This window comes from Streptomyces sp. NPDC001027, assembly GCF_040299045.1.
GTDB lineage: Bacteria > Actinomycetota > Actinomycetes > Streptomycetales > Streptomycetaceae > Streptomyces.
Map to the genome: position 1 here is coordinate 42,939 of NZ_JBEPBI010000023.1, position 19,966 is coordinate 62,904.

General features: G+C 74.2%; 19 protein-coding genes. 13 read left to right on the forward strand and 6 right to left on the reverse strand.

Annotated features, from left to right (window positions below):
* Positions 1-226: 226 nt before the first annotated feature.
* The 3 genes from ABT300_RS10105 (at position 227) to ABT300_RS10115 (ending at position 2,816) form a co-directional block, all read left to right on the forward strand.
* Entirely contained in the window at positions 227-769 is a 543-nt protein-coding gene (locus tag ABT300_RS10105) for a GNAT family N-acetyltransferase (protein ID WP_351673808.1), read from the forward strand.
* A gap of 397 nt (positions 770-1,166) precedes the next feature.
* On the forward strand, positions 1,167-2,090 hold the full coding sequence (locus tag ABT300_RS10110) for a MurR/RpiR family transcriptional regulator (protein ID WP_502977907.1): 924 nt from the start codon (positions 1,167-1,169) through the stop codon (positions 2,088-2,090).
* A 141-nt stretch (positions 2,091-2,231) separates the two neighbouring features.
* Positions 2,232-2,816, forward strand: coding sequence for a hypothetical protein (locus tag ABT300_RS10115; protein ID WP_351673809.1), 585 nt, complete (start codon positions 2,232-2,234; stop codon positions 2,814-2,816).
* Between the two features lie 79 nt (positions 2,817-2,895).
* Here the strand turns inward: ABT300_RS10115 and ABT300_RS10120 are convergent, their stop codons facing one another.
* The 4 genes from ABT300_RS10120 to ABT300_RS10135 are packed head-to-tail and all read right to left on the reverse strand — an operon-like array spanning position 2,896 to position 5,291.
* On the reverse strand, positions 2,896-3,270 hold the full coding sequence (locus ABT300_RS10120) for a roadblock/LC7 domain-containing protein (RefSeq protein WP_057578582.1): 375 nt from the start codon (positions 3,268-3,270) through the stop codon (positions 2,896-2,898).
* 20 nt (positions 3,271-3,290) lie between these two features.
* Positions 3,291-3,821 carry a roadblock/LC7 domain-containing protein gene (locus ABT300_RS10125; RefSeq protein WP_351673810.1) on the reverse strand — a complete coding sequence of 177 codons (531 nt, stop codon included), beginning with the start codon at positions 3,819-3,821 and terminating at the stop codon, positions 3,291-3,293.
* Positions 3,822-3,855: 34 nt separating this feature from the next.
* Complete coding sequence (locus ABT300_RS10130) at positions 3,856-4,842, reverse strand: transcriptional regulator (protein ID WP_351673811.1); 987 nt, start codon at positions 4,840-4,842, stop codon at positions 3,856-3,858.
* Positions 4,839-5,291 (reverse strand): hypothetical protein, encoded by a 453-nt coding sequence (locus ABT300_RS10135; protein ID WP_351673812.1) that lies wholly within the window; start codon positions 5,289-5,291, stop codon positions 4,839-4,841. The genes ABT300_RS10130 and ABT300_RS10135 overlap by 4 nt, the downstream gene beginning before the upstream one ends.
* 434 nt (positions 5,292-5,725) lie before the next feature.
* Between ABT300_RS10135 and hutU the strand changes: the two genes are divergently transcribed.
* From hutU to hutI, 4 genes are all read left to right on the forward strand, one after another.
* A complete protein-coding gene (gene hutU, locus ABT300_RS10140) occupies positions 5,726-7,390 on the forward strand; it encodes a urocanate hydratase (RefSeq protein ID WP_351673813.1) in 1,665 nt (554 codons plus the stop codon).
* Entirely contained in the window at positions 7,387-8,610 is a 1,224-nt protein-coding gene (locus ABT300_RS10145; RefSeq protein WP_351673814.1) for an allantoate amidohydrolase, read from the forward strand. The genes hutU and ABT300_RS10145 overlap by 4 nt, the downstream gene beginning before the upstream one ends.
* Complete coding sequence (locus ABT300_RS10150; RefSeq protein ID WP_351673815.1) at positions 8,607-9,983, forward strand: formimidoylglutamate deiminase; 1,377 nt, start codon at positions 8,607-8,609, stop codon at positions 9,981-9,983. The genes ABT300_RS10145 and ABT300_RS10150 overlap by 4 nt, the downstream gene beginning before the upstream one ends.
* Positions 9,984-10,060: 77 nt before the next feature.
* Positions 10,061-11,257 carry an imidazolonepropionase gene (gene hutI, locus ABT300_RS10155; RefSeq protein WP_351673816.1) on the forward strand — a complete coding sequence of 399 codons (1,197 nt, stop codon included), beginning with the start codon at positions 10,061-10,063 and terminating at the stop codon, positions 11,255-11,257.
* Here the strand turns inward: hutI and ABT300_RS10160 are convergent.
* Positions 11,197-12,294, reverse strand: a complete 1,098-nt coding sequence (locus ABT300_RS10160; protein ID WP_502977908.1) for a DMT family transporter — start codon at positions 12,292-12,294, stop codon at positions 11,197-11,199. The genes hutI and ABT300_RS10160 overlap by 61 nt on opposite strands.
* A gap of 611 nt (positions 12,295-12,905) precedes the next feature.
* Entirely contained in the window at positions 12,906-13,829 is a 924-nt protein-coding gene (locus tag ABT300_RS10165; RefSeq protein ID WP_351673818.1) for an RNA polymerase sigma factor SigF, read from the reverse strand.
* 249 nt (positions 13,830-14,078) lie between these two features.
* On the opposite strand from ABT300_RS10165, the gene ABT300_RS10170 reads away from it, so the two are divergent.
* The 6 genes from ABT300_RS10170 (at position 14,079) to ABT300_RS10195 (ending at position 19,835) form a co-directional block, all read left to right on the forward strand.
* Positions 14,079-14,483 (forward strand): STAS domain-containing protein, encoded by a 405-nt coding sequence (locus ABT300_RS10170; protein WP_351673819.1) that lies wholly within the window; start codon positions 14,079-14,081, stop codon positions 14,481-14,483.
* 203 nt (positions 14,484-14,686) lie between these two features.
* Positions 14,687-15,244, forward strand: coding sequence for an ATP-binding protein (locus ABT300_RS10175; protein ID WP_351673820.1), 558 nt, complete (start codon positions 14,687-14,689; stop codon positions 15,242-15,244).
* Positions 15,245-15,690: 446 nt separating this feature from the next.
* Positions 15,691-16,398 carry an LPXTG cell wall anchor domain-containing protein gene (locus ABT300_RS10180; RefSeq protein WP_351673821.1) on the forward strand — a complete coding sequence of 236 codons (708 nt, stop codon included), beginning with the start codon at positions 15,691-15,693 and terminating at the stop codon, positions 16,396-16,398.
* A gap of 46 nt (positions 16,399-16,444) precedes the next feature.
* Positions 16,445-17,299, forward strand: coding sequence for a COG1470 family protein (locus tag ABT300_RS10185; RefSeq protein WP_351673822.1), 855 nt, complete (start codon positions 16,445-16,447; stop codon positions 17,297-17,299).
* Positions 17,300-17,388: 89 nt separating this feature from the next.
* On the forward strand, positions 17,389-18,510 hold the full coding sequence (locus tag ABT300_RS10190; protein ID WP_502977909.1) for a hypothetical protein: 1,122 nt from the start codon (positions 17,389-17,391) through the stop codon (positions 18,508-18,510).
* Between the two features lie 68 nt (positions 18,511-18,578).
* Complete coding sequence (locus ABT300_RS10195) at positions 18,579-19,835, forward strand: hypothetical protein (RefSeq protein ID WP_351673826.1); 1,257 nt, start codon at positions 18,579-18,581, stop codon at positions 19,833-19,835.
* The last annotated feature ends 131 nt before the right edge of the window (positions 19,836-19,966 follow it).

Here is a 19,966-nt window from a genome sequence, read left to right on the forward strand (position 1 = left end):
ACCAGGCTAGAGAGAGCGCCCGCCCGTCGCACTGGGGATAGCCCCCCTCTCCGGGGTCGGGGCCGCCGGGTCGGGGCCCTGTCATCGCGGCCACGACAGGGCCCGGCGGCCCCGACCCCGGGGCGTGAGACAGCCGCCGCCGCGGAAACCCGGTTGACCCGGTGAACCCGGCGACCGCACCCGGTTAGGCTGCTCCGTCCTGAACAGGCCTGGGAGGTCCTTCACCATGAGCAGCACCCCGCCCTTTCCCGACCGGATCGAGCTCGTGGGGGAAGGCCTCGTCCTGCGCGACTGGACCGAGGACGACCTGGCGGAGATGCCCGATCTGTTCGACCACCCCGACATCGCGTACTGGACGCCGATCGTCTCTCCCTTCGACGCGGCGGCCGCCCGCGCGCGGCTGGACCGGGCCCGGCTGCTGAGGACGGAGGGCACGACCGTCCTGCTCGCCGTCACCGTCGACGGCCACGCCCCGCTCGGCGAAGTGATGCTGCGCCGGTCGCCCGAGGGCGCGGAGATCGGCTACGCGGTCGGCCCGGCGCACCGCGGCCGGGGACTGGCCGTGCGGGCGGTGCGCCTCATGGCCGCGTACGCCTTCGAGCAGCTGGACGTGACACAGGTGGTCCTGGAGCTGGAGGCCGAGAACGCCGCGAGCGTCGCCGTGGCCACGAAGGCGGGCTTCCGGCTGCTCGACGTGCCGCTGATCGAGGGCGAGGAGAAGGGGCGGCCCTACGCCCTGCAGACCTGGGGCCTGCAACGCTCCGCCTGACCTGACCTGACCGGACCGGACCGGCCTGTCCTGCCCGGAGGGCCGGGCGCCGTGCGGGCAGTTCGTAGCCGCTGATCCTCGGGCCGGCTGTGTTGTCAGTGGCTCGGGCTACGATCACGGCCTCGATGGGCCGGACGGAGATCGTGAGGGACTCGCGGCCATGGGGGGTGGGTCGCACAGGCCCCGGCGTCAGCTCGGGACTGGAGATATCTTGCCGTTGCCCCACCCCCCAACCGATCTCCGGGCCATCACGTGCACGCTCATGTGCCAGGGCGGCGCTCACCGGCTTCGGGGCCCGGGTCTGTCTTGCCTGGCTGTATGACGTCATGCAGAGTGCGTGGAAGCTGAATAAGCTCGTCGACGGCTCGGTTGCGGGCGGCTGAAGGGGGAAGCGGGCATGAGCGCGGAGACGGACACGGGAGCGGGAGCGAGGACGGGGCAGGAGCCTCGGCGGGGGGCGGGTGAGGGCGTGCCGGGTGCGGCGCTCCCGGACAGCCCGGCGGCACGGCTGCAGGCGCTCTTCGAAGGTCACCGGCTGACCCCCACCCAGCGGCGCATCGCGCACAGCATGGTGCGGCGCGCCGCCGACGTGCCGTTCCTGTCCAGCGTGGAGCTGGCCGAGCTGGCCGGGGTCAGCCAGCCGTCCGTGACCCGCTTCGCGGTCGCCCTCGGCTTCGACGGCTATCCCGCCCTGCGCAAGCACCTGCGCGAGGTCGCCCCCGCCGACCGGGCGCCGGGCTCGGCCTCGTACAACGCCTACCAGCAGGCCGTCCAGGCCGAGATCGAGAACCTGCGGCACCTGGCGGATCTGCTCGCCGATCCGCGCCCCGTGCAGCAGGCGGGACGGCTGCTCGCGGCCTCGCGGCCGCTGCCGGTGCTCGGACTGCGGGCGGCCGCCTCCCAGGCGTACGGCTTCGCCTACTTCGCCGCCAAGGTGCACCCCGACGTACGGCTGCTGCACGAGGGCGGCACGATGATCCACGACCGGATCGACGCCGCCGTCCGGGCCGGGGCGTCCGCGCTGCTCTGCTTCGCGCTGCCCCGCCACCCGCGGGAGGTCGTCGACACCCTCGCCTACGCCAGGGAGGCCGGGCTGAGCGTGGTGACGGTCGCCGACTCCGCGTTCGCGCCGGTGGCCAAGGTCTCCGACCTGCTGCTGCCGGCCGCCGTCGGCACGGGGCTGGCCTTCGACACGGCGTGCGCGCCGATGCTGCTGGGACGGGTGCTGCTGGAGGCGATGTGCGACGACCTGCCCGACGCACAGGCCCGGCTGGAGGAGTTCGACGCACGGGCGGCGACGCGCGGCCTCTTCGTGGAATAGGGGCCCGCCCCGGTCGCCGGTCTTCCGGCGCCGGTCTCCTGGTCGCCGGGCTTTCGGTTCGGCGGACTCTCAGACTCGTCTCACGTTCGCTGACTACGCTGAACGGCCACGAGAGGGAGCCGGAGCGATGAGGAGGCGGACGTGGCGCGCGGAGGGCAGGGGCTGGCTCGGGTGGCCGTCGTCGTACGGGCCGGGGCCGCGCCGTTGTGGTGGTGCGGGGTGTTCGCGGCCGGGGTCGGGGTTCTGGCGCCCGGCCTGACCGGACGGCGGATCGGGGTGTGGGCCGGGGCCGCGTTGTTCCTCGTGGCCGCGGCGGTCACGGCGGTGCGCGGTCGCCGTCGGTTCACCGAGCTCGGGCGTGGCGCGGTCCGTGCGGGCAAGCACGACGTGCTCCAGGACCGGGCGGTGACGGTCCGCGTCTGGCGGCGCGGTCACCGCCGGTGGCTGCCGGCGGCTTTCCTCGTCGCGCTGGGCAGTGCGTTCGCCGTGCCCGCGGCCGGCGGCATGCTGCTCGCCGGCTGCGGGGCGGGGCTGTGGCTCAAGGCCGCCTGGCTGGGCCGGCGTGAGCGTGCCGACGACGCGCTGCTGTGGGTGCGCGTCGACTGGCTGGACCGACGCGGCGGACGCCCCGCGGGGAAGACCGTCAAGGCGTACCGCAGCACCGGCATCGCGGCGGGCGACGCGGCTCCGGGCGGATCCCGCCGCCGCGCCGCCGCACTGGTCTGAGACGTGTCGTCCAGGCTGACGTCAGGCCCTGACCGACAGCCCTGACGTCAGGGCCGGGCGCCGCGGCCGGGTCGGTCCGTCAGACCTCGAGGTCCTCCTCGATCCTCTTCAACTGGTGGCGGGCCATCGCCAGGTTGGCCCGTTTGGCGTCCAGCACCAGGTAGAGGAAGAGGCCGTTCCCGCCGCGGCCGCTGATCAGCCGGATCATGTGGTACTGGTCGGACAGGGTGATCAGGATGTCCTCGATCTGCGCCTTCAGCCCGAGGTGCTCCATGGTGCGCATCTTGGCGCGCACCACGTCGGTGTTGCCGGCGGCGGCGACGTTCAGGTCGAACGTCTTGCCGCCGCCCATGGTGCCCAGCGCCATGCCGCTGGTGTAGTCGACGAGCGCGACTCCGGTGGCGCCCTCGATGGAGGCGAGCGCCTCTTTCAGGCAGGTCTCGGTATTGGCCATGACTGTGCTCCTCGGTTCCTTCAACTTTCCGTGGTGGTGCGCGCGTTGGTGGTGGCTGGGCCGCGCGCCGATCTGGTCCGTACGGTCGTGGGCTTCGCGGGCGTCCGCACCGGCGCCTTCGCGGGCGGCTTGGGCGGGGTCTTCACAGGGGCGGCCGCCGCGGCTGACCGCGCCGTCGCCTCCCGCGCGTCGACCAGCTCCCCGATGCGGGCGCCGGCCCGGCGTCCCTCAAGATGCAGCCGGCCGACGTTGACGCGGTCCTGGGCGAGCAGCGTCAGCACGGCGTTCTCGCCGGCCGAGTACGTCGAGACGTAGCCGTACCGGCCGCGCACGAGCAGCTCGCGGAAGTCACCCTGGCCGGTCGTGTCCGCCATCCGCACCGCCACGCCGAGGGCGGCGGCGGTCAGCGCGGCGACCACCTCCGGCTCGACGCCCGGGGTGTCGTGGGCGAGGACGAGTCCGTCCACACCGGCCGCGAGTGCGCCGGTCAGCTGGGGCACCCGCGCCCGCAGTCGCCTCAGCTCGTCGAGTATCTCGGGCGCGGAAGCCATCAGCTCGCTCCTCTCGGCGCGTGGTCGCTGCCGTTCAAAGGGCCTCCAGCGCATCCCTGAGCCTCTTCAGCAGAGTGATGTCGGGGTCGTTGACGCGGGGCAGGGCGATGCCCTGCGGGGCGTCGGGGACGGGGGGTGCGGGGAGTCCCGCGGCGGCCGGGGCGCCGGCCGCCGGGCCTCCGGGTGCGTGCGCCGCGGCTGCGGGGTCTGCGGCGGTGGGGGACCCGGTCGCGGGGAGTGCGTGGCGGGGCGGGAATCCGGTCGGCAGGCGGTGCGGCCCGGGCGGCGGGACGAGGGCGGTGAGCAGGCCCGCCGCCGCCAGCCGCCGGGCGTCCACCAGGGTGTGGAAGGCCTGCCGGCCCAGCTCGCGGGCGATGTCCGGCGCGGTGCGTATCCCGTCGGCCAGGGCGAGCACCGCGCTCTGCCGGGCGGTCGGCGCGGGCGAGGCGACGGTCTCGGCCCGGCGCAGCGGTGATCCGTCGGTCGCCGGGTCGGGCCACAGCCGGTCCAGCAGCGCGCGCCGGCGCAGTGTCTCGCGCTCGAGCGCGCCGACCGGGACGGGGCTGAGGGCGCCGAGCCGGTGCCGGGCGCCGTAGTGGAAGCGGCCCGGCGTGCTGCTGGGGGCGAGCGCGAAGTACGCCGCGTCGAACACGGCCTCCAGGTGGCACAGTTCCAGCGCGCCGCGCGGGACCCGGCCGGCGTCGAGCAGCAGACGGGTGACGTCGTACTCCTCGTCGGCCCGCTCGACGGCGTCCTGCCAGACCGCGGGGGAGAGGGTGCCGTGGGTCAGGAGGAGCACGTCGAGGCCGGGGGCGAGGGGACTCTCGGCGTGCACCACCCGCCCCTCGGCGAGGTAGAGCGAGCCGCGCTCACGCTCCAGGACGCCCGTCGCCCGTTCGGCGGCGAGACGGTTCAGCATCGGCGACAGTCCGCCGCCCTGCCCCTGCGCCGCCGACTTCTCCCGTACGGGCAGCCGGGGCGGCGGGGTGGTGCCGGGCGGGGTCGTCCGCACCGCCGTCATCCCAGCACCAGCCGTTCGGCCATCTCGCCCAGCCTGATCCGGGCCAGTGCGAGGTTGCCGTCCGACCGGGCCAGCCACACGTGCAGGAACACGCTGCTGTCGAAGGACGTCGGCACGAAGCGGAGCACGTGGTAGCTGTCCCGGTTGCTGATGATCAGGTCCTCGACCGGCGGGTCGGCGGGCGTGGCCGGGGCGGCCCCGCTCGCGCCCTCGCCGCCTTCCAGCGCCTCGCGGCCGAAGGGGCCGTCGTGGCCGTCCGGTGTGAACGCCCGCTGCTCCGCCGTCAGCCGGGCGACCTCCGCGGCCTCGGCGGCCGCCGCCTCGTGGTCGCCGCCGGGGAACTCCCCGACCGCCCCCAGGGCCAGCCCGCTCGTCCAGTCGACCAGCGCTGCGCCGCGTGCGCCGGGCAGCCGCATGGCCTCCAGTAGACACTCGTCGATTCCGGGCACCGGTGACTCCCCCTCCCGCCCGCCGTTCGGCTGAGTGATGAAGAAGCTACGCAACGTGTGCGTCGGGAGTGAGTCTTCTGGCATTTTCCCGCGGAACATGCGCCGTGGTGACTAAGGTGGGTCGACTGACCACTTTCCGTGCCCGTGGCGACGCCTCATGCGTCCCTTCAACACCGCTCCCACGGGTGTGCGCCATGGCGCACGGGCTCGCACAGGGTGGTGAAGGCGGCGCCGAGCGCCCCGACGGGGCCCGTCCGGCCCCCTTCCCCTGCCGTTTTCCGCCTCCCCTTCGTCGCACGTCGACGGTCCCTCCGGCCGCCTCCGGCGGGCGGCCCTGCCGCGCGGCCGTATTGACTAGCTCTATTCAGCGGGCCAGGATGTGAATAACGGCAGTAAAAGCCCGCCGGGATCACCCGTCCGCAAGGAGGCAGACCATGTCAGGACCCCGCCCCGTACGAGCGCCGCGCGGTACGGAACTGAGCGCCCTGGGATGGCAGCAGGAAGCCGCCCTGCGGATGCTGCAGAACAACCTCGACCCCGAGGTCGCCGAACACCCCGACAAGCTCGTCGTCTACGGCGGCACGGGCAAGGCGGCCCGCGACTGGCGCTCCTTCGACGCGATGGTCCGCACCCTGCGCACCCTCAAGCAGGACGAGACGATGCTCGTCCAGTCCGGCCGGCCGGTCGGCGTGATGCAGACCCACGAGTGGGCCCCGCGTGTCCTCATCGCCAACTCCAACCTCGTCGGCGACTGGGCCAACTGGGAGGAGTTCCGCCGCCTCGAGCAGCTGGGTCTGACCATGTACGGCCAGATGACCGCCGGTTCCTGGATCTACATCGGCACCCAGGGCATCCTCCAGGGCACCTACGAGACCTTCGCCGCCGTCGCCGCGAAGAAGTTCGGCGGCACTCTCGCCGGCACGATCACCCTCACCGCCGGCCTCGGCGGCATGGGCGGCGCCCAGCCGCTCGCCGTGACGATGAACGACGGCGTCGCGATCTGCGTCGACTGCGACCCGCGCGCCATCGACCGCCGTATCGAGCACCGCTACCTGGACGTGCGGGCCGACAGCCTCGACCACGCGCTCCAGCTGGCCGTCGAAGCCCGCGACCAGCGCAGGCCGCTCTCCATCGGCGTCCTCGGCAACGCCGCCGACCTCGTGCCGCAGCTGCTCGCCATGGGCGCCCCCATCGACATCGTCACCGACCAGACCTCGGCCCACGACCCGCTGGCCTACCTGCCCACCGGGATCGACTTCGAGGACATGGCCGACGCCGCCGCGAAGGACCCGGCCGGCTTCACCACCCGAGCCCGTGAGTCCATGGCGCGGCACGTCGAGGCCATGGTCGGCTTCCTGGACGCGGGCGCCGAGGTCTTCGACTACGGCAACTCCATCCGAGGCGAAGCCCAACTCGCCGGTTACGACCGGGCGTTCGCCTTCCCCGGCTTCGTCCCCGCCTACATCCGCCCGCTGTTCTGCGAGGGCAAGGGCCCCTTCCGCTGGGCCGCCCTGTCCGGCGAGGCCTCCGACATCGCCAAGACCGACAAGGCGATCCTCGACCTCTTCCCCGAGAACGAGTCCCTGGCCCGCTGGATCAAGCTGGCCGGTGAGCGCGTCCACTTCCAGGGCCTGCCCGCCCGGATCTGCTGGCTCGGCTACGGCGAGCGCGACAAGGCCGGCGAGCGCTTCAACGACATGGTGGCCTCGGGCGAGCTGGCGGCCCCGCTGGCCATCGGCCGCGACCACCTCGACTGCGGCTCGGTCGCGTCCCCCTACCGCGAGACCGAGGCCATGCTCGACGGCTCCGACGCGATCGCCGACTGGCCGCTGCTGAACGCCATGGTCAACGTCGCCTCCGGCGCCTCCTGGGTGTCCCTGCACCACGGCGGCGGCGTCGGCATGGGCCGCTCCATCCACGCCGGGCAGGTGTCGGTGGCCGACGGCAGCAAGTTGGCCGGCGAGAAGATCCGCCGCGTCCTCACCAACGACCCCGGCATGGGCGTCATCCGGCACGTGGACGCCGGCTACGACATCGCCGAGTCGGTCGCGGACGAGCGGGGCGTGCGGGTGCCGATGCGCGAGGGTGACGGCGCGTGACCTTCCACAGCATGTGGGCGGAGCTGCTGCCGATCGGCCGCAGCTCCGCCTCCGGCGGCTACCGCCGCTACGCCTGGACCGCCGCCGACGCCGACTGCCGGGCCTGGTTCCGGGAACAGGCCGAGGCGCGCGGCCTGACCTACGAGGTCGACCGCAACGGCAACCAGTGGGCCTGGCTCGGCGACCCGACGGCCGGCGACGCCGTGGTGACCGGATCGCACCTCGACTCGGTGCCCGACGGCGGCGCCTTCGACGGTCCGCTCGGAGTGGTGTCCTCCTTCGCCGCCCTCGACGAACTGCGCGCCCGCCGGGCCGAGTTCGCCAAGCCGCTCGCCCTCGTCAACTTCGGCGACGAGGAGGGCGCGCGCTTCGGGCTCGCCTGCGTCGGCTCCCGACTCACCGCCGGCCGGCTCACCGTGGAGCAGGCCCACCGGCTCACCGACGGCGACGGCGTCACCCTCCCGCAGGCCATGGAGGCCGCCGGGCACGACCCGGACGCCATCGGCCCGGACCCGGAGCGGCTCTCCCGCATCGGCGCCTTCGTCGAACTGCACGTCGAGCAGGGCCGGGCGCTCGACCTGAGCGGCGACCGGGTGGGCGTCGCCAGCGCCATCTGGCCGCACGGGCGCTGGCGGTTCGACTTCCGGGGCGAGGCCAACCACGCCGGCACCACCCGCCTCGAGGACCGGCGCGACCCGATGCTGCCCTACGCGGAGACGGTCCTCGCCGCCCGCCGCGAGGCCCGGCTCGCGGGCGCCGTGGCCACCTTCGGCAAGATCTCCGTCGAGCCGAACGGCGTCAACGCCATCCCCTCCCTGGTACGCGGCTGGCTCGACTCCCGCGCCGCCGACCAGGCCACCCTCGACACGGTCGTGGGCGGGGTGGAGCGGGCTGCCCGCGACCACGCCGCGGCCCACGGCATCGACCTGGACGTCGTCCGGGAGTCGTTCACGCCCGTCGTCGAGTTCGACCACGCGCTGCGCGACGAGCTCGCCCGCATCCTCGGCAAGGGCGACGACGCTCGGCTCACGGTCCCCGTCCTCGGCACCGGCGCCGGACACGACGCCGGGATCCTCTCCGACCGCATCCCGACCGCCATGCTGTTCGTGCGCAACCCCACGGGCGTCTCGCACTCCCCGGCCGAGTTCGCCGCCGAGGACGACTGCGTGGCCGGGGTGCACGCCCTCGCCGACGTACTGGAAGGACTGGCCTGCCGGTGACCCCCACGCAGCGGACACGGACGTACTGGCTGGAGCACGCCTGGCTCGACACGAACGTCGAGCCGGGCGTCGCCCTCACGGTGTCGGCGGGCGGCGGCTCCGGAGCGGTGACGGCCGGCCGCATCACCGCCGTGCGCACCGGCGTCGACGCCCCGCCGCCCGGCGCCGAGATCCTGCGCGGCCTCACCCTGCCCGGCCTCGCCAACACCCACAGCCATGCCTTCCACCGCGCCCTGCGCGGCACCGTCCAGGTCGGCTCCGGAACCTTCTGGACCTGGCGCGAGGTCATGTACGCGGTCGCCGACCGGCTCACCCCGGACACCTACCACCAGCTGGCCCGCGCCGTGTACGCCGAGATGGCGCTGGCCGGCGTCACGGCCGTCGGCGAGTTCCACTATCTGCACCACGCCCCCGGCGGCGGCCGCTACGCCGACCCCAACGCCATGGGCGAGGCGCTGATCGAGGCCGCCGCCGAAGCCGGTGTGCGCATCACCCTCCTCGACACCGCCTATCTGTCCTCCGGCTTCGGACAGCCCCCCAACGCCCATCAGCTCCGCTTCTCCGACGGCGACGCGGACGCCTGGGCCGAACGCTGTTCACTTCTCAAGGAACGGGATCACGCACGGATCGGGGCCGCGATCCACTCGGTGCGGGCCGTGCCCGCCGACCAGCTGACGACCGTCGCGCGCTGGGCGGACGAGCGCGGAGCGCCGCTGCACGTGCACCTGTCCGAGCAGACCGCCGAGAACGACGCCTGCCACGCCGCCCACGGGTGCACGCCCACCCGGCTCCTCGCCGAGCACGGCGTGCTCGGGCCGCGCACCACCGGAGTCCACAACACCCACCTCACCGACGAGGACATCGCCCTGCTCGGCGGCTCCGGCACCGGCACCTGCATGTGCCCGACGACCGAGCGGGACCTCGCCGACGGCATCGGCCCGGCCGTCGCCCTCCAGGCCGCCGGCTCACCCCTCTCCCTCGGCTCCGACAGCCACGCGGTGATCGACCTGCTCGAGGAGGCGCGCGCGATGGAGCTGAACGAACGGCTGCGCACCCGCACCCGGGGTCACTGGACGGCGGCCGCCCTGCTGCGCGCCGCCTCCGCCGACGGCCACGCCGCCCTCGGCGCTCCCGACGCGGGCGTCCTGGAGGCCGGCGCGCCCGCCGACTTCACGACGATCGCCCTCGACTCGGTCAGGACGGCGGGCCCGCTGCCCCGGCTCGGCGCCGAGACGGCCGTCTTCGCGGCGACCGCGGCGGACGTACGGCACACGGTCGTCGCCGGACGGCACGTCGTACGCGACGGGGCGCACACCCTCGTACCGGACGTGCCGCAGGCCCTCGCGCGGGCCGTCGCGGCCCTGCACGCCTGACACCGCCACCGGCGGCCGTCGACCCCGCCCGCGCCTCCGACTCAGCCCCCACCCCCGTCAGCCACGAGGACACGACGATGAGCAGCAGCACCGGCCAGACCGGCACCAGCACCGCCATCACCGACATCGCCACGCTGGTCACCAACGATCCCTCCCTAGGCGAAGGCTCTCCCCTGGGCCTGATCCGGGACGCGGCCGTCGTCGTCGAGGGCGACCGCGTCGTGTGGACCGGTGAATCAAGCAAAGCACCCGCCACTGACAACCGGGTCAGGGCCGACGGCCGGGCGATGCTGCCGGGCTTCGTCGACTCCCACTCCCACCTCGTCTTCGCGGGCGACCGCACGGAGGAGTTCAACGCCCGGATGTCGGGCCGGGCGTACAGCGCGGGCGGCATCCGCACGACGGTCGCGGCCACCCGGGCCGCCACCGACGCGGAACTGGAGGCCAACCTCACGCGCTTCCTCGCCGAGGCCCTCCGCCAGGGCACCACCACCTTCGAGACCAAGTCCGGCTACGGCCTCACGGTCGAGGACGAGGCGAGGGCCCTGCGCATCGCCGCCGCCCACACCGACGAGGTCACCTACCTCGGCGCCCACATCGTGTCCCCGGACTTCGCGGACGACCCGGCGGCCTACGTCTCCCTCGTCACCGGCGAGATGCTCGACGCCTGCGCCCCGTACGCCCGCTGGATCGACGTCTTCTGCGAGAAGGGCGCCTTCGACGGCGACCAGGCCCGCGCGATCCTCACCGCCGGCAAGGCGAAGGGCCTGCACCCCCGCATCCACGCCAACCAGCTCTCCCACGGCCCCGGCGTGCAGCTGGCGGTCGAGCTGGACGCGGCCAGCGCCGACCACTGCACCCACCTCACCGACGCCGACGTCGACGCGCTCGCGAACGGCGACACGGTCGCCACGCTGCTGCCCGGCGCCGAGTTCTCCACCCGGGCGCAGTGGCCGGGCGCCCGCCGCCTGCTGGACGCCGGGGTCACCGTCGCCCTGTCCACGGACTGCAACCCGGGCTCGTCCTTCACCTCGTCCGTGCCCTTCTGCATCGCCCTCGCCGTGCGGGACATGGGGATGACGCCGGACGAGGCGGTGTGGTCCGCCACGGCGGGCGGGGCCGCGGCGCTGCGCCGCACCGACGTCGGCCGCATCGCCCCCGGCGCGTACGCCGACCTGACCCTCCTGGACGCGCCGAGCCACGTCCACCTGGCCTACCGGCCGGGCGTGCCGTTGGTCTCGGGGGTGTGGCGGCGAGGCGTGCGGGTCGTCTGAGGGTCCTGGCCGACGGGGGCGTCGGCGGCCGCCCGCCCCCGGTCCGCCGCCCGGCCCACCCCCCGCTCCGCCGTCCGCCCCCGGTCCGCCGCCGCCCGCCCCCACGCCGTGCCGACGAGCACCAGCACCGCGCCCGCGAAGCCGAGCCATCCCGGCCGGTCCCCGGCGAGCGCGATGCCCACGGCCGCCGCCCACACCGGCTCGGTCCCCAGCAGCAGGCTGACCCGGGACGGCGACGTACGGCGGACGGCCCACATCTGCACGAAGAACGCGAAGAGGGTGCAGAAGACGGAGAGGTAGACCAGGCCTGCCCAGTCCCCGGCGCCGAAGTCCGCCGCGGCGGCCCAGGGCGACGCCCCCGTCCCCGGCACGGCCGCCAGCACGGCGAACACGACGACGGCGCCGCCCAGTTGCACGGTCGTGAGGGACAACGCGTCCGCGCCGCGCACCGACTCCATGCGGGCCATGGCCAGCACGTGCACGGTACGGGCCACGGCCGCCCCGAGCATCAGCAGATCGCCGCCGGACGGAGCGGTGAACCCGGCCCCCTGCGTCAGCAGGGCCACGCCCGCCACCGACAGGCCCGCGGCCGCCAGGAACCGTCCCGGCAGCCGTACCCCGCGCGCCAGGCTCTCCGCGACGGGCGTGAAGACCATGGTCAGGCTGATGATCAGCCCGGCGTTCGTGGCGGAGGTGTGGACGACGCCGTACGTCTCCAGCAGGAAGATCCCCGCGAGGATCAGCCCCAGCAGCCCGGCTCCCCGCAGCTGTGCGCCGCTCAGCGCGCACAGCCGCCGCCGCCCGACGGCCGCCAGCACCGGCAGCACCACGGCGAACCGGAGCACGAGCACGGCGAGCACGGTGTCCGCCGTCGTGACGCCCTTGGCGGCGAGGTAGCTGGACCCCCACACGACGGCGACCAGCAGCACGGGGACGTCGGAGAGCCGGCCGAGCCTGCCGAGCCGGGAGCCGGCGGAAGGGGCGGACGAGGCGGGCGACGCGGGAGAGGAAGGGGAGGCGGGCACGGGGCTCCTCATGAGCAGGTGACGCGGCTGGCCCAGCGGCGCTGCTGGTCGGAGGGGCTGGGCCAGCGTAGCGATCGCCGTGAATCCGGCCAGGGAATTTCCCGCGCACTGCAACGCACCACGGACTGTCGACCATGGACCGCCGACCACGGACCGCCGACCACGAGCGGCGGCCACGGACGGTCGACCGCGGACCGGCGGCCACGGACTGTCGACCGCGGACCGGCGGCCACGGACTGTCGACCGCGGACTGTCGACCGCGGACCGGCGGCCACGGACTGTCGACCGCGGACCGGCGGCCACGGACTGTCGACCACGGACTGTCGACCGCGGACTGTCGACCGCGGACCGGCGGCCACGGACCGCCGACCACGAGCGGCGGCCACGGACTGTCGACCGCGGACCGGCGGCCACCGACTGCCGACCGCCGACTGCAGACGCTGAGCGCGGAGGGTCGCCTCGGCTGCGGAGGGCCACCTCCTGCCGCGCTCCTGCCGCGACCTGCGGGCACGCCGACGTCCGCGCTGCGGGCGATCGTTCGTTGATCGCCCGCACGCGGACGGCACCGGTGTCCGCCGGACACCGGTGAAAGGGGTGTGCTCCTCGGCCCGCGGCCGGCGGGCCTACTCCTCGAGCGTCAGGCCCTTCCGCAGCCGCACGAGCGTGCGCGACAGCAGTCGCGACACGTGCATCTGCGAGATGCCGAGTTCCTCGCCGATCTCCGACTGGGTCAGACCCGCGACGAAGCGGAGGGAGAGGATCTGGCGGTCGCGGGCGGGAAGTTCGGCGATCATCGGCTTCAAGGACTCCACGTACTCGATGCCCTCGAGGCCGTGGTCCTCATAGCCGATGCGGTCGGCGAGCGCGCCTTCCGAGTCGTCCTCCTCCGGCTGCGCGTCCAGCGACGAGGCGGTGTACGCGTTCGACGCGGCCATGCCCTCGACGACTTCGTCGTGGGAGAGGCCGAGGCGTTCGGCCAGCTCCGCGACGGTGGGCGCCCGGTCGAACTGCTGGGCCAGCTCGTCGCCCGCCTTGGCGAGGTCGAGCCGCAGCTCCTGGAGCCGTCGCGGGACGCGCACGGACCACGAGGTGTCACGGAAGAACCGTTTGATCTCGCCGATGATGGTTGGCATGGCGAAGGTCGGGAACTCGACGCCGCGCGACAGCTCGAAACGGTCGATCGCCTTGATCAGGCCGATGGTGCCGACCTGGATGATGTCCTCCATCGGCTCGCTGCGGGAGCGGAACCGGGAGGCGGCGAACTTGACCAGCGCGAGGTTCAGTTCGACGAGTGTGTTGCGGACGTACGAGTACGCGTGCGTGCCCTCTTCGAGGGCTTCGAGCCGCGCGAACAGGGTCTTGGACAGGGCCCGCGCGTCGAGGGGTGCGATCTCGTCGTACGGGGGGATGTCCGGGAGTCCGGCGAGGAGGTCGGTGGGGTCGACGTCCTGCACCGCGTGCTGTGCGATGGGTTCCAGACTTTTCAGTTCCGGAGGGGGTGTCGACGTCGCTCCGCGGGTATGCGGTGCGTCGAGCCGGGGTGACATGAGTCCTCCATCGTTCTCGGCGTATGGCCGCCGATGCCAGTGAGCGCACTTCGGTGTGCGGCGCCTCCAAAGCCGGCCGTGTCGGTTACGTGTTTCCCCTAGCCCTACCCGCTTTGCTTGACCGATCGCAAGTGCATTTTGTAGGGTTATGTCCGTTTGTGTGCGATTGTTCGGGTGTTGGGTGACGGGTCGAGGGCGTAGGGTGCGAGAGCGTCAGCAACCAGTTCACGACCCCGGGAGAGAGACGGCATGGACCGCGGGACGGTCGGCAGCGCACAGTCTGGCCGGCTTCTGGTAGAGGTGCGGCGGGAAGGCTCGAGCGCCGTGGTGACCCCGGCAGGTGAGTTGGATCACCACACGGCCGATCTGTTGCGTGAGCCACTCGACGACTGCCTCTCCGAGGGCCTCAGCCGGCTGGTCGTGGACTGTGCAGGACTGGAGTTCTGCGACTCCACCGGGCTCAACGTGCTCCTCGGCGCCCGCCTGAAGGCGGAGGCGGCCGGTGGCGGCGTCCATCTGGCCGGCATGCAGCCCGTCGTGGCCCGGGTCTTCGAGATCACCGGCGCCGACGCGGTGTTCACCGTGCACGACACGGTGGAGGCGGCCCTCGCGGACGACGACGGCGAGCGCGACGGGCGCGGCGCGGACGGCTGAGTTTCGCCGCCCGTCCGAAAACGGGTGGAAACGGGGCGAGAGCGGGGGGTGTTCCGCCGGTTCCCCAGGGCAGGAGACATCCTGGACCCGAACTCGTCGGCGGTGACGCCGACACTTGCACCGTTCGGCCACGTACAGAATGTAGTGATCGACTGTTGAACTGCGAACCGGTTGAATCGGGGAATCGGTGAGGTGAAGCGCTGATGAGCACCACCCGGCCTTACTCGCCGGGCGACCGCGGCCCGGAGCCCAGCGGCGCTTCCGGGGCCTCCGAAGGGGGCCCTCAGGAGGCCGGAGCGCGCGGAGCGTCCGGTGAGGGCACGGCAGCCGTGGCCGCCGCGCCGTCCGGCGGCCCTCAGGTACGCAGACTGAGCTTCGAGGACGCCAGCGGCGTCGTCCCGCTCGCCCGCGACTTCGCCCGGCAGGCGCTGTACGCCTGGGGCTGGCTGCCCGCCGCCACCGCCGACCAGCGGGCCGCCGCCGAGGATGTGCTGCTCGTCGTCTCCGAACTGGTCACCAACGCGTGTCTGCACGCCGACGGGCCGGACGGACTGGTGCTCGGCTGCGACAAGAAGGTGATCCGCGTCGAGGTCTCCGACCGGGGCGCCGGCCAGCCGGCGCCCCGCACCCCGCACCGCGCGGGCCGCCCTGGCGGACACGGCATGTTCATCGTGCAGCGCCTCTGTCTGGACTGGGGCGTCGTCCGCGCTCCCGGCCTCGCCGGCAAGACGGTCTGGGCGGAACTGGGCGCCCCGGCCTGACCCGGGCCCGTCTCCGGCGACCGCCCCGGCAGTCCGGGCGCGTCCCCGGACCCGTCGGCATGCCGGCGGCGTCACGCTCCAGCCTCGTCGGCAACGCGCTGACGGACTGATCCGTCACCGTCGGGCCGGCGGCGGGAAGCCGCGGTGCGTGCACACGCTCAACGCGTCGGGACTTGCCGCCGGCCGTCTGCTGCCGGCCCTCCTCGAGCAGCACCACCGTCCCGACGGAACCGTCGTCGTGCCCGAGGTCCTTCGGCGTCGGGGGACTCCCGCGCTTCTTCGGGGCCGCTGAACCCGCGGTCGGGGGGCGGCGCGTGGGGCCGTGGGGGCGGCTCAACTCCGGCGTGTGCCTTCTCTTCCTTCCTCATCGCCTCGGGCGTACCTTGACGGCTCAATCTGATGCCTCGTCAGTAAGGGCGGGGCGGTGGGAGTGAGGGGACGGGACCGTGTCGAACCGGAAGCGAACCGCCGCGCTCGCGACTGCCGCGGCCCTGGCCGGCGCGGCGGTGGTCTGGACGGCCGCCCCCGCGGCCGTGGCCGAGGTCGTGAACGTCAACTACGGCTGCAAGACACCGATCGGCGACAAGAGCGCCGTCTCGCCCATCGACATCAAGGCCGTCAAGAGCGACGACGGCTACCGGATCACCATGTCCTGGCAGAAGGGCGTGTCCTCCAGCCCGGTCGAACTCGGCGCCGGCTCCATGAAGCCGAGTGCCACGGTCAAGCTGGGCGGCGCCGACAGCGGCGCCCTGAACGTCACCGGGCCCGCCAACCAGGCCGCGATCCCCGAGAACACCCCCATCAAGATCAACGACCTCAGCGGCACGTACACGCCGAAGAAGTCCGGCAAGGTCACCTTCACGGCCGGCGTGCTCACCATCAAGGCGCTCGGCACGACCACCACGTGCACGCCCGCCAACAGCCCGGGCCCCTCGCTCACCCTCGACGTGACGGCGGCGGGCGGCGGGTCCGGCGGCAGCACCGGCTCCGGCGGGACGACCGGCTCCGGCGGCTCCGGCGGAGACCTCCCGCAGACCGGCCCCGAGGACTCCGTGATCGCCCTGGGCACCCTCGGCGGCACCGTGCTTCTCGTAGGCGCGGCGGGCGCCCTGTGGCTGACCCGGCGCAACCAGCCGGCGCGCGCCCACCGCTGACCGCCCGCCCTGCACCGCACCCCGCGCCCGAGTGCTGGAGCCGCCGATGCCGTACCCCGCAGCCCGCGCCCCGCTGCTGACGCTGCCGCTGGTCCTGCTGCTGTCCCTGCCCCTGCTGCTCGCCGCGGCGCCCGCTCGCGCCGGCGGGGGCTGGGCGGCGGCGCCCTCGGGAGACGGCCGGCCGTCCTTCTACTGCGAGGGCGTGCCCGGCGCGGTGCTCCAGGACACGGTGGCCGTCACCAACCGGGGCGCAGAGCCGCTGACCGTACGGCTGCGGGCCGTCGGCACGGGTCTGCGCGTGGCCTTCGCCGGGCCGGGCGTCCTCGCCGTGCCCGCCCGCACCCGCGCCGAGGTCCCCTTCACGGTGGCGCTCCCGGCGAACGCCCGGCCCGGTGACGTCGCCGGCGGGATCGTCGTGCGGGACGCGGCCGGACGGGAGAACGCCGTGTCGCTGCTGGTCCGCGTCGGCGGCCCCCGACTGGCCGCGCTGACCGTGGAGCGGGTGGCCGTGCACGGCGACCGCATCACGTACGAGCTGGTCAACCGCGGCACCACGGTCCTCGTCCCGCAGCTCGCCGTGCACGCGGACGGCGTCCTCGGGACCGTCCTCGATCGGGCCCCGCGCACCCTGCCGGTCCGGCTCGCGCCGGGCCGCCGTCTCGCCCTCGACGAGCCCTGGCCGGACCGCCCCGCCCTGGACGCGGTCACCGTGCGCCTGACGGTCACCGCCGCGGGCGCGGCCGAGGCCACCGGGCGGGCGACGGCCCGCTTCGTGCCGTGGGCCGCGACGGCGGGCGCGGCGGCCGTCGCGCTGTCGGCGCCGGCGGCCGTCGTGGCGGTACGACGACGCGCGCGCCGCCCGGCCGTCGCGCAAGCCGAGTCGAGAGGAGCGCCGGCGTGAGAGGCAAGCCGCGGAGCACGGTGACGGCGGCGACGCCGGCCGTGCTCACTTCCCTGCTGCGGTTCCCGTTCCTGCTGCGGTTCCCGGCCCTGTTGCTGTTCCCGGCCCTGATCCTGCTTCTGACGCTGCTGCCGGCCGTGGCGGGTCCGGCGGCGGCCGCCGCCGACAAGCCGGCCGTCACGCTCTCCACCGCCCAGGCGGGCGCCGGCGGTTCGGTCACGGTCAACGGCAGCGGCTGGCGGCCGAGCGCGCTGGTGATGCTGCTGATCTGCGGGCAGGCGACGTCGGCCCGGGGCGTGGTCGGCGGGACCAACTCCTGCGCCAACGCCGACGGCCGTGCCGTCACCGCCGACGCCGGCGGCCGCTTCAGCCTGCCGCTGCCGGTGGCCGAACCCCCGGCGCCCTGTCCGTGCGTGGTGCACGCGGCCACCGCGACCGGAGCGAAGGCGCAGGCCGACGCGGTGTTCCAGGTGGCCGGGCACCCCGTCCGGCCGCTGCCCGCGGCGACGGCCGGCGGACGGCTGTCGGTGCTCACCGACACCCGGCTCGAGGGTTCCGGCGGTCTGCTCACCTGGTTCGGCGCACCGCCCTCCCGCACGCTCGTCTTCACCGTCGGCAACGTGGGCGCCGGTTCCGTCGAGAACCCCGTCTTCCGCGTCGGCACCGCGCACGGGGTGTTCGCCCCGCAGTGGGACGAGAGGCAGTGGCACGGCACGATCCGCCCCGGCGGGAAGGCACGCGTCGAGCTGCCCGTGGAGCTCGACGCCGGCGCCCACGGCGACTACACCGTCTCCCTCGAGTACGGCGGGAAGGTGCTCGCCGAGCAACCGTGGGGCGTGGGCCGCCCCTGGGGCGTGACCCTCTTCTGGATCCTGCTCTGCCTGGTGGCGCCGGCGGCGCTCTTCCGTATCGGGATGGCCGTGGTGGACCGGGTGCGCCCCCGCCCGGCGACCCGGCGGCCGACCCGCACCCGCCGTCCGGGACGCCTGCGCCCGGCCGAGCCTCCGGCCCCGGATCCCGCCGTCCGCGCGCATCCGACCCTGCCGTGGTTCACCGCGGACGCGGCTCCGGGCGTTCCGGTACGGCCCCCCGCACCGACCGACGACCGACCGACGACTCCCATGAGTCCCGTCGCGGCGCACGACGACCGACCGCCGCCCCCGACGACGTTCACCGAGCCCACGACTCCCCACAGGAAGGGATCCACGTGAGTGAGAGAGCCATACCCGCCGAGCGGGCGCCCGCCCGGAAGCGAGCGGCCGTCGCGGGCGCCGCCGTCATGCTCACCGGGGCGGCCGTCCTGCTGGGCGTGACCGCCGCGCCCGCACAGGCCGCTGAGGTCGCCTACGCCACCAAGTGCGTGCCGCCCTCCGGCATCGGCCTGCCCGACGTCGACGGCACCACCAAGGTCGAGATCACCGCGCCGGCCACCGCGAAGGTCGGCGACACCGTCGACGTCGTCTGGAAGTTCACCCAGGCCGCGTCGAAGAACCCCGACATCATCGACCTGCCCGCGAACTCGGTCCAGCCGTCCGGCACGCTCAAGGCGGCCGGCGCGCAGAGCGCGGCCGTCGCCATGCAGGGGACCCGGCAGAACCCGGCGATCCCCAAGGGCGGCGCGATGACGCTGTCCGACATGAAGGGCACGCTGAAGCTGACGGCGGCCGGAAAGGTGACGCTGACGCCGGACGCCTACGTCGTCAACGCGCTGTCGACCGACACCAGGTGCGCGCCGACGGAGGCGGTCCAGCCGGCGGCGACCATCACCGTGACGGCGGGCAACGGGAGTTCGGGCTCGCCGAGCGGGAGCTCCTCGCCGAGCGGATCGCCGTCCGGCTCGCCCAGCGGCTCCGGCTCGCCGTCGGCGTCGTCCTCGCCGAGCGTGTCCCCGTCGGCCACCGGCGGCGGACAGAGCTCCTTCACCGGCAAGGTCGTCGACATCCCCTACACCTGCCAGTCGCCGATCGGCGTGAAGAAGGCGACCTCGCCGATCCAGATCAACGCCAGGAAGAACGACGGGAGTTATGACCTCACCGTGCAGTTCAAGAAGTCGGTCATGGACAGCCCGATCGCCATCCCGGCCGGCAAGGTGAAGCCGACGATGAGGATCGTGCTGGGCGGCGCCGACAGGGGTTCGGTGACGGTGCAGGGCCCGCTCAACTCCGCTCCGATCCCGCAGAACAGCCCGATTCGCATCCCGGACCTCACGGGCGTCTACAAACCCGGCGCGACGGGTGAGTCCACGCTCTCCCCGGGCGTCCTCGTCATCGAGGCCATGGGCACGACCACCACCTGCACCCCGGACAGCACGGCCGTCTCCCTCACGCTGAACACCGCGGAACAGGCGAGCGGCGCGTCCGGCGGCAGCGGCTCGTCGTCCTCGTCCTCGGGCGGGTCGACGTCGACGAGCGGCGGTCTCGCGGAGACGGGCTCCGGCGACCACGGCGCCCTGAAGGCGCTGGGCCTGGTGGCGGGCACGGCGATCCTGCTGGGCGGCGCGGTGTTCACGTTCATGCCCAGGAGGCGGGCGGACTGAGCCGCGCCCGGCCGAGGGCGGGGGGGGGGGGGGCCCCCCCCCGGGGGGGGGGGCGCCCGCCGCGCGCGCGGCGGGGGCCCGGCGGCCCCCCCCCCCAACGGGGGGGGAGGCCCGGCCCCCCCAGAGAGCCC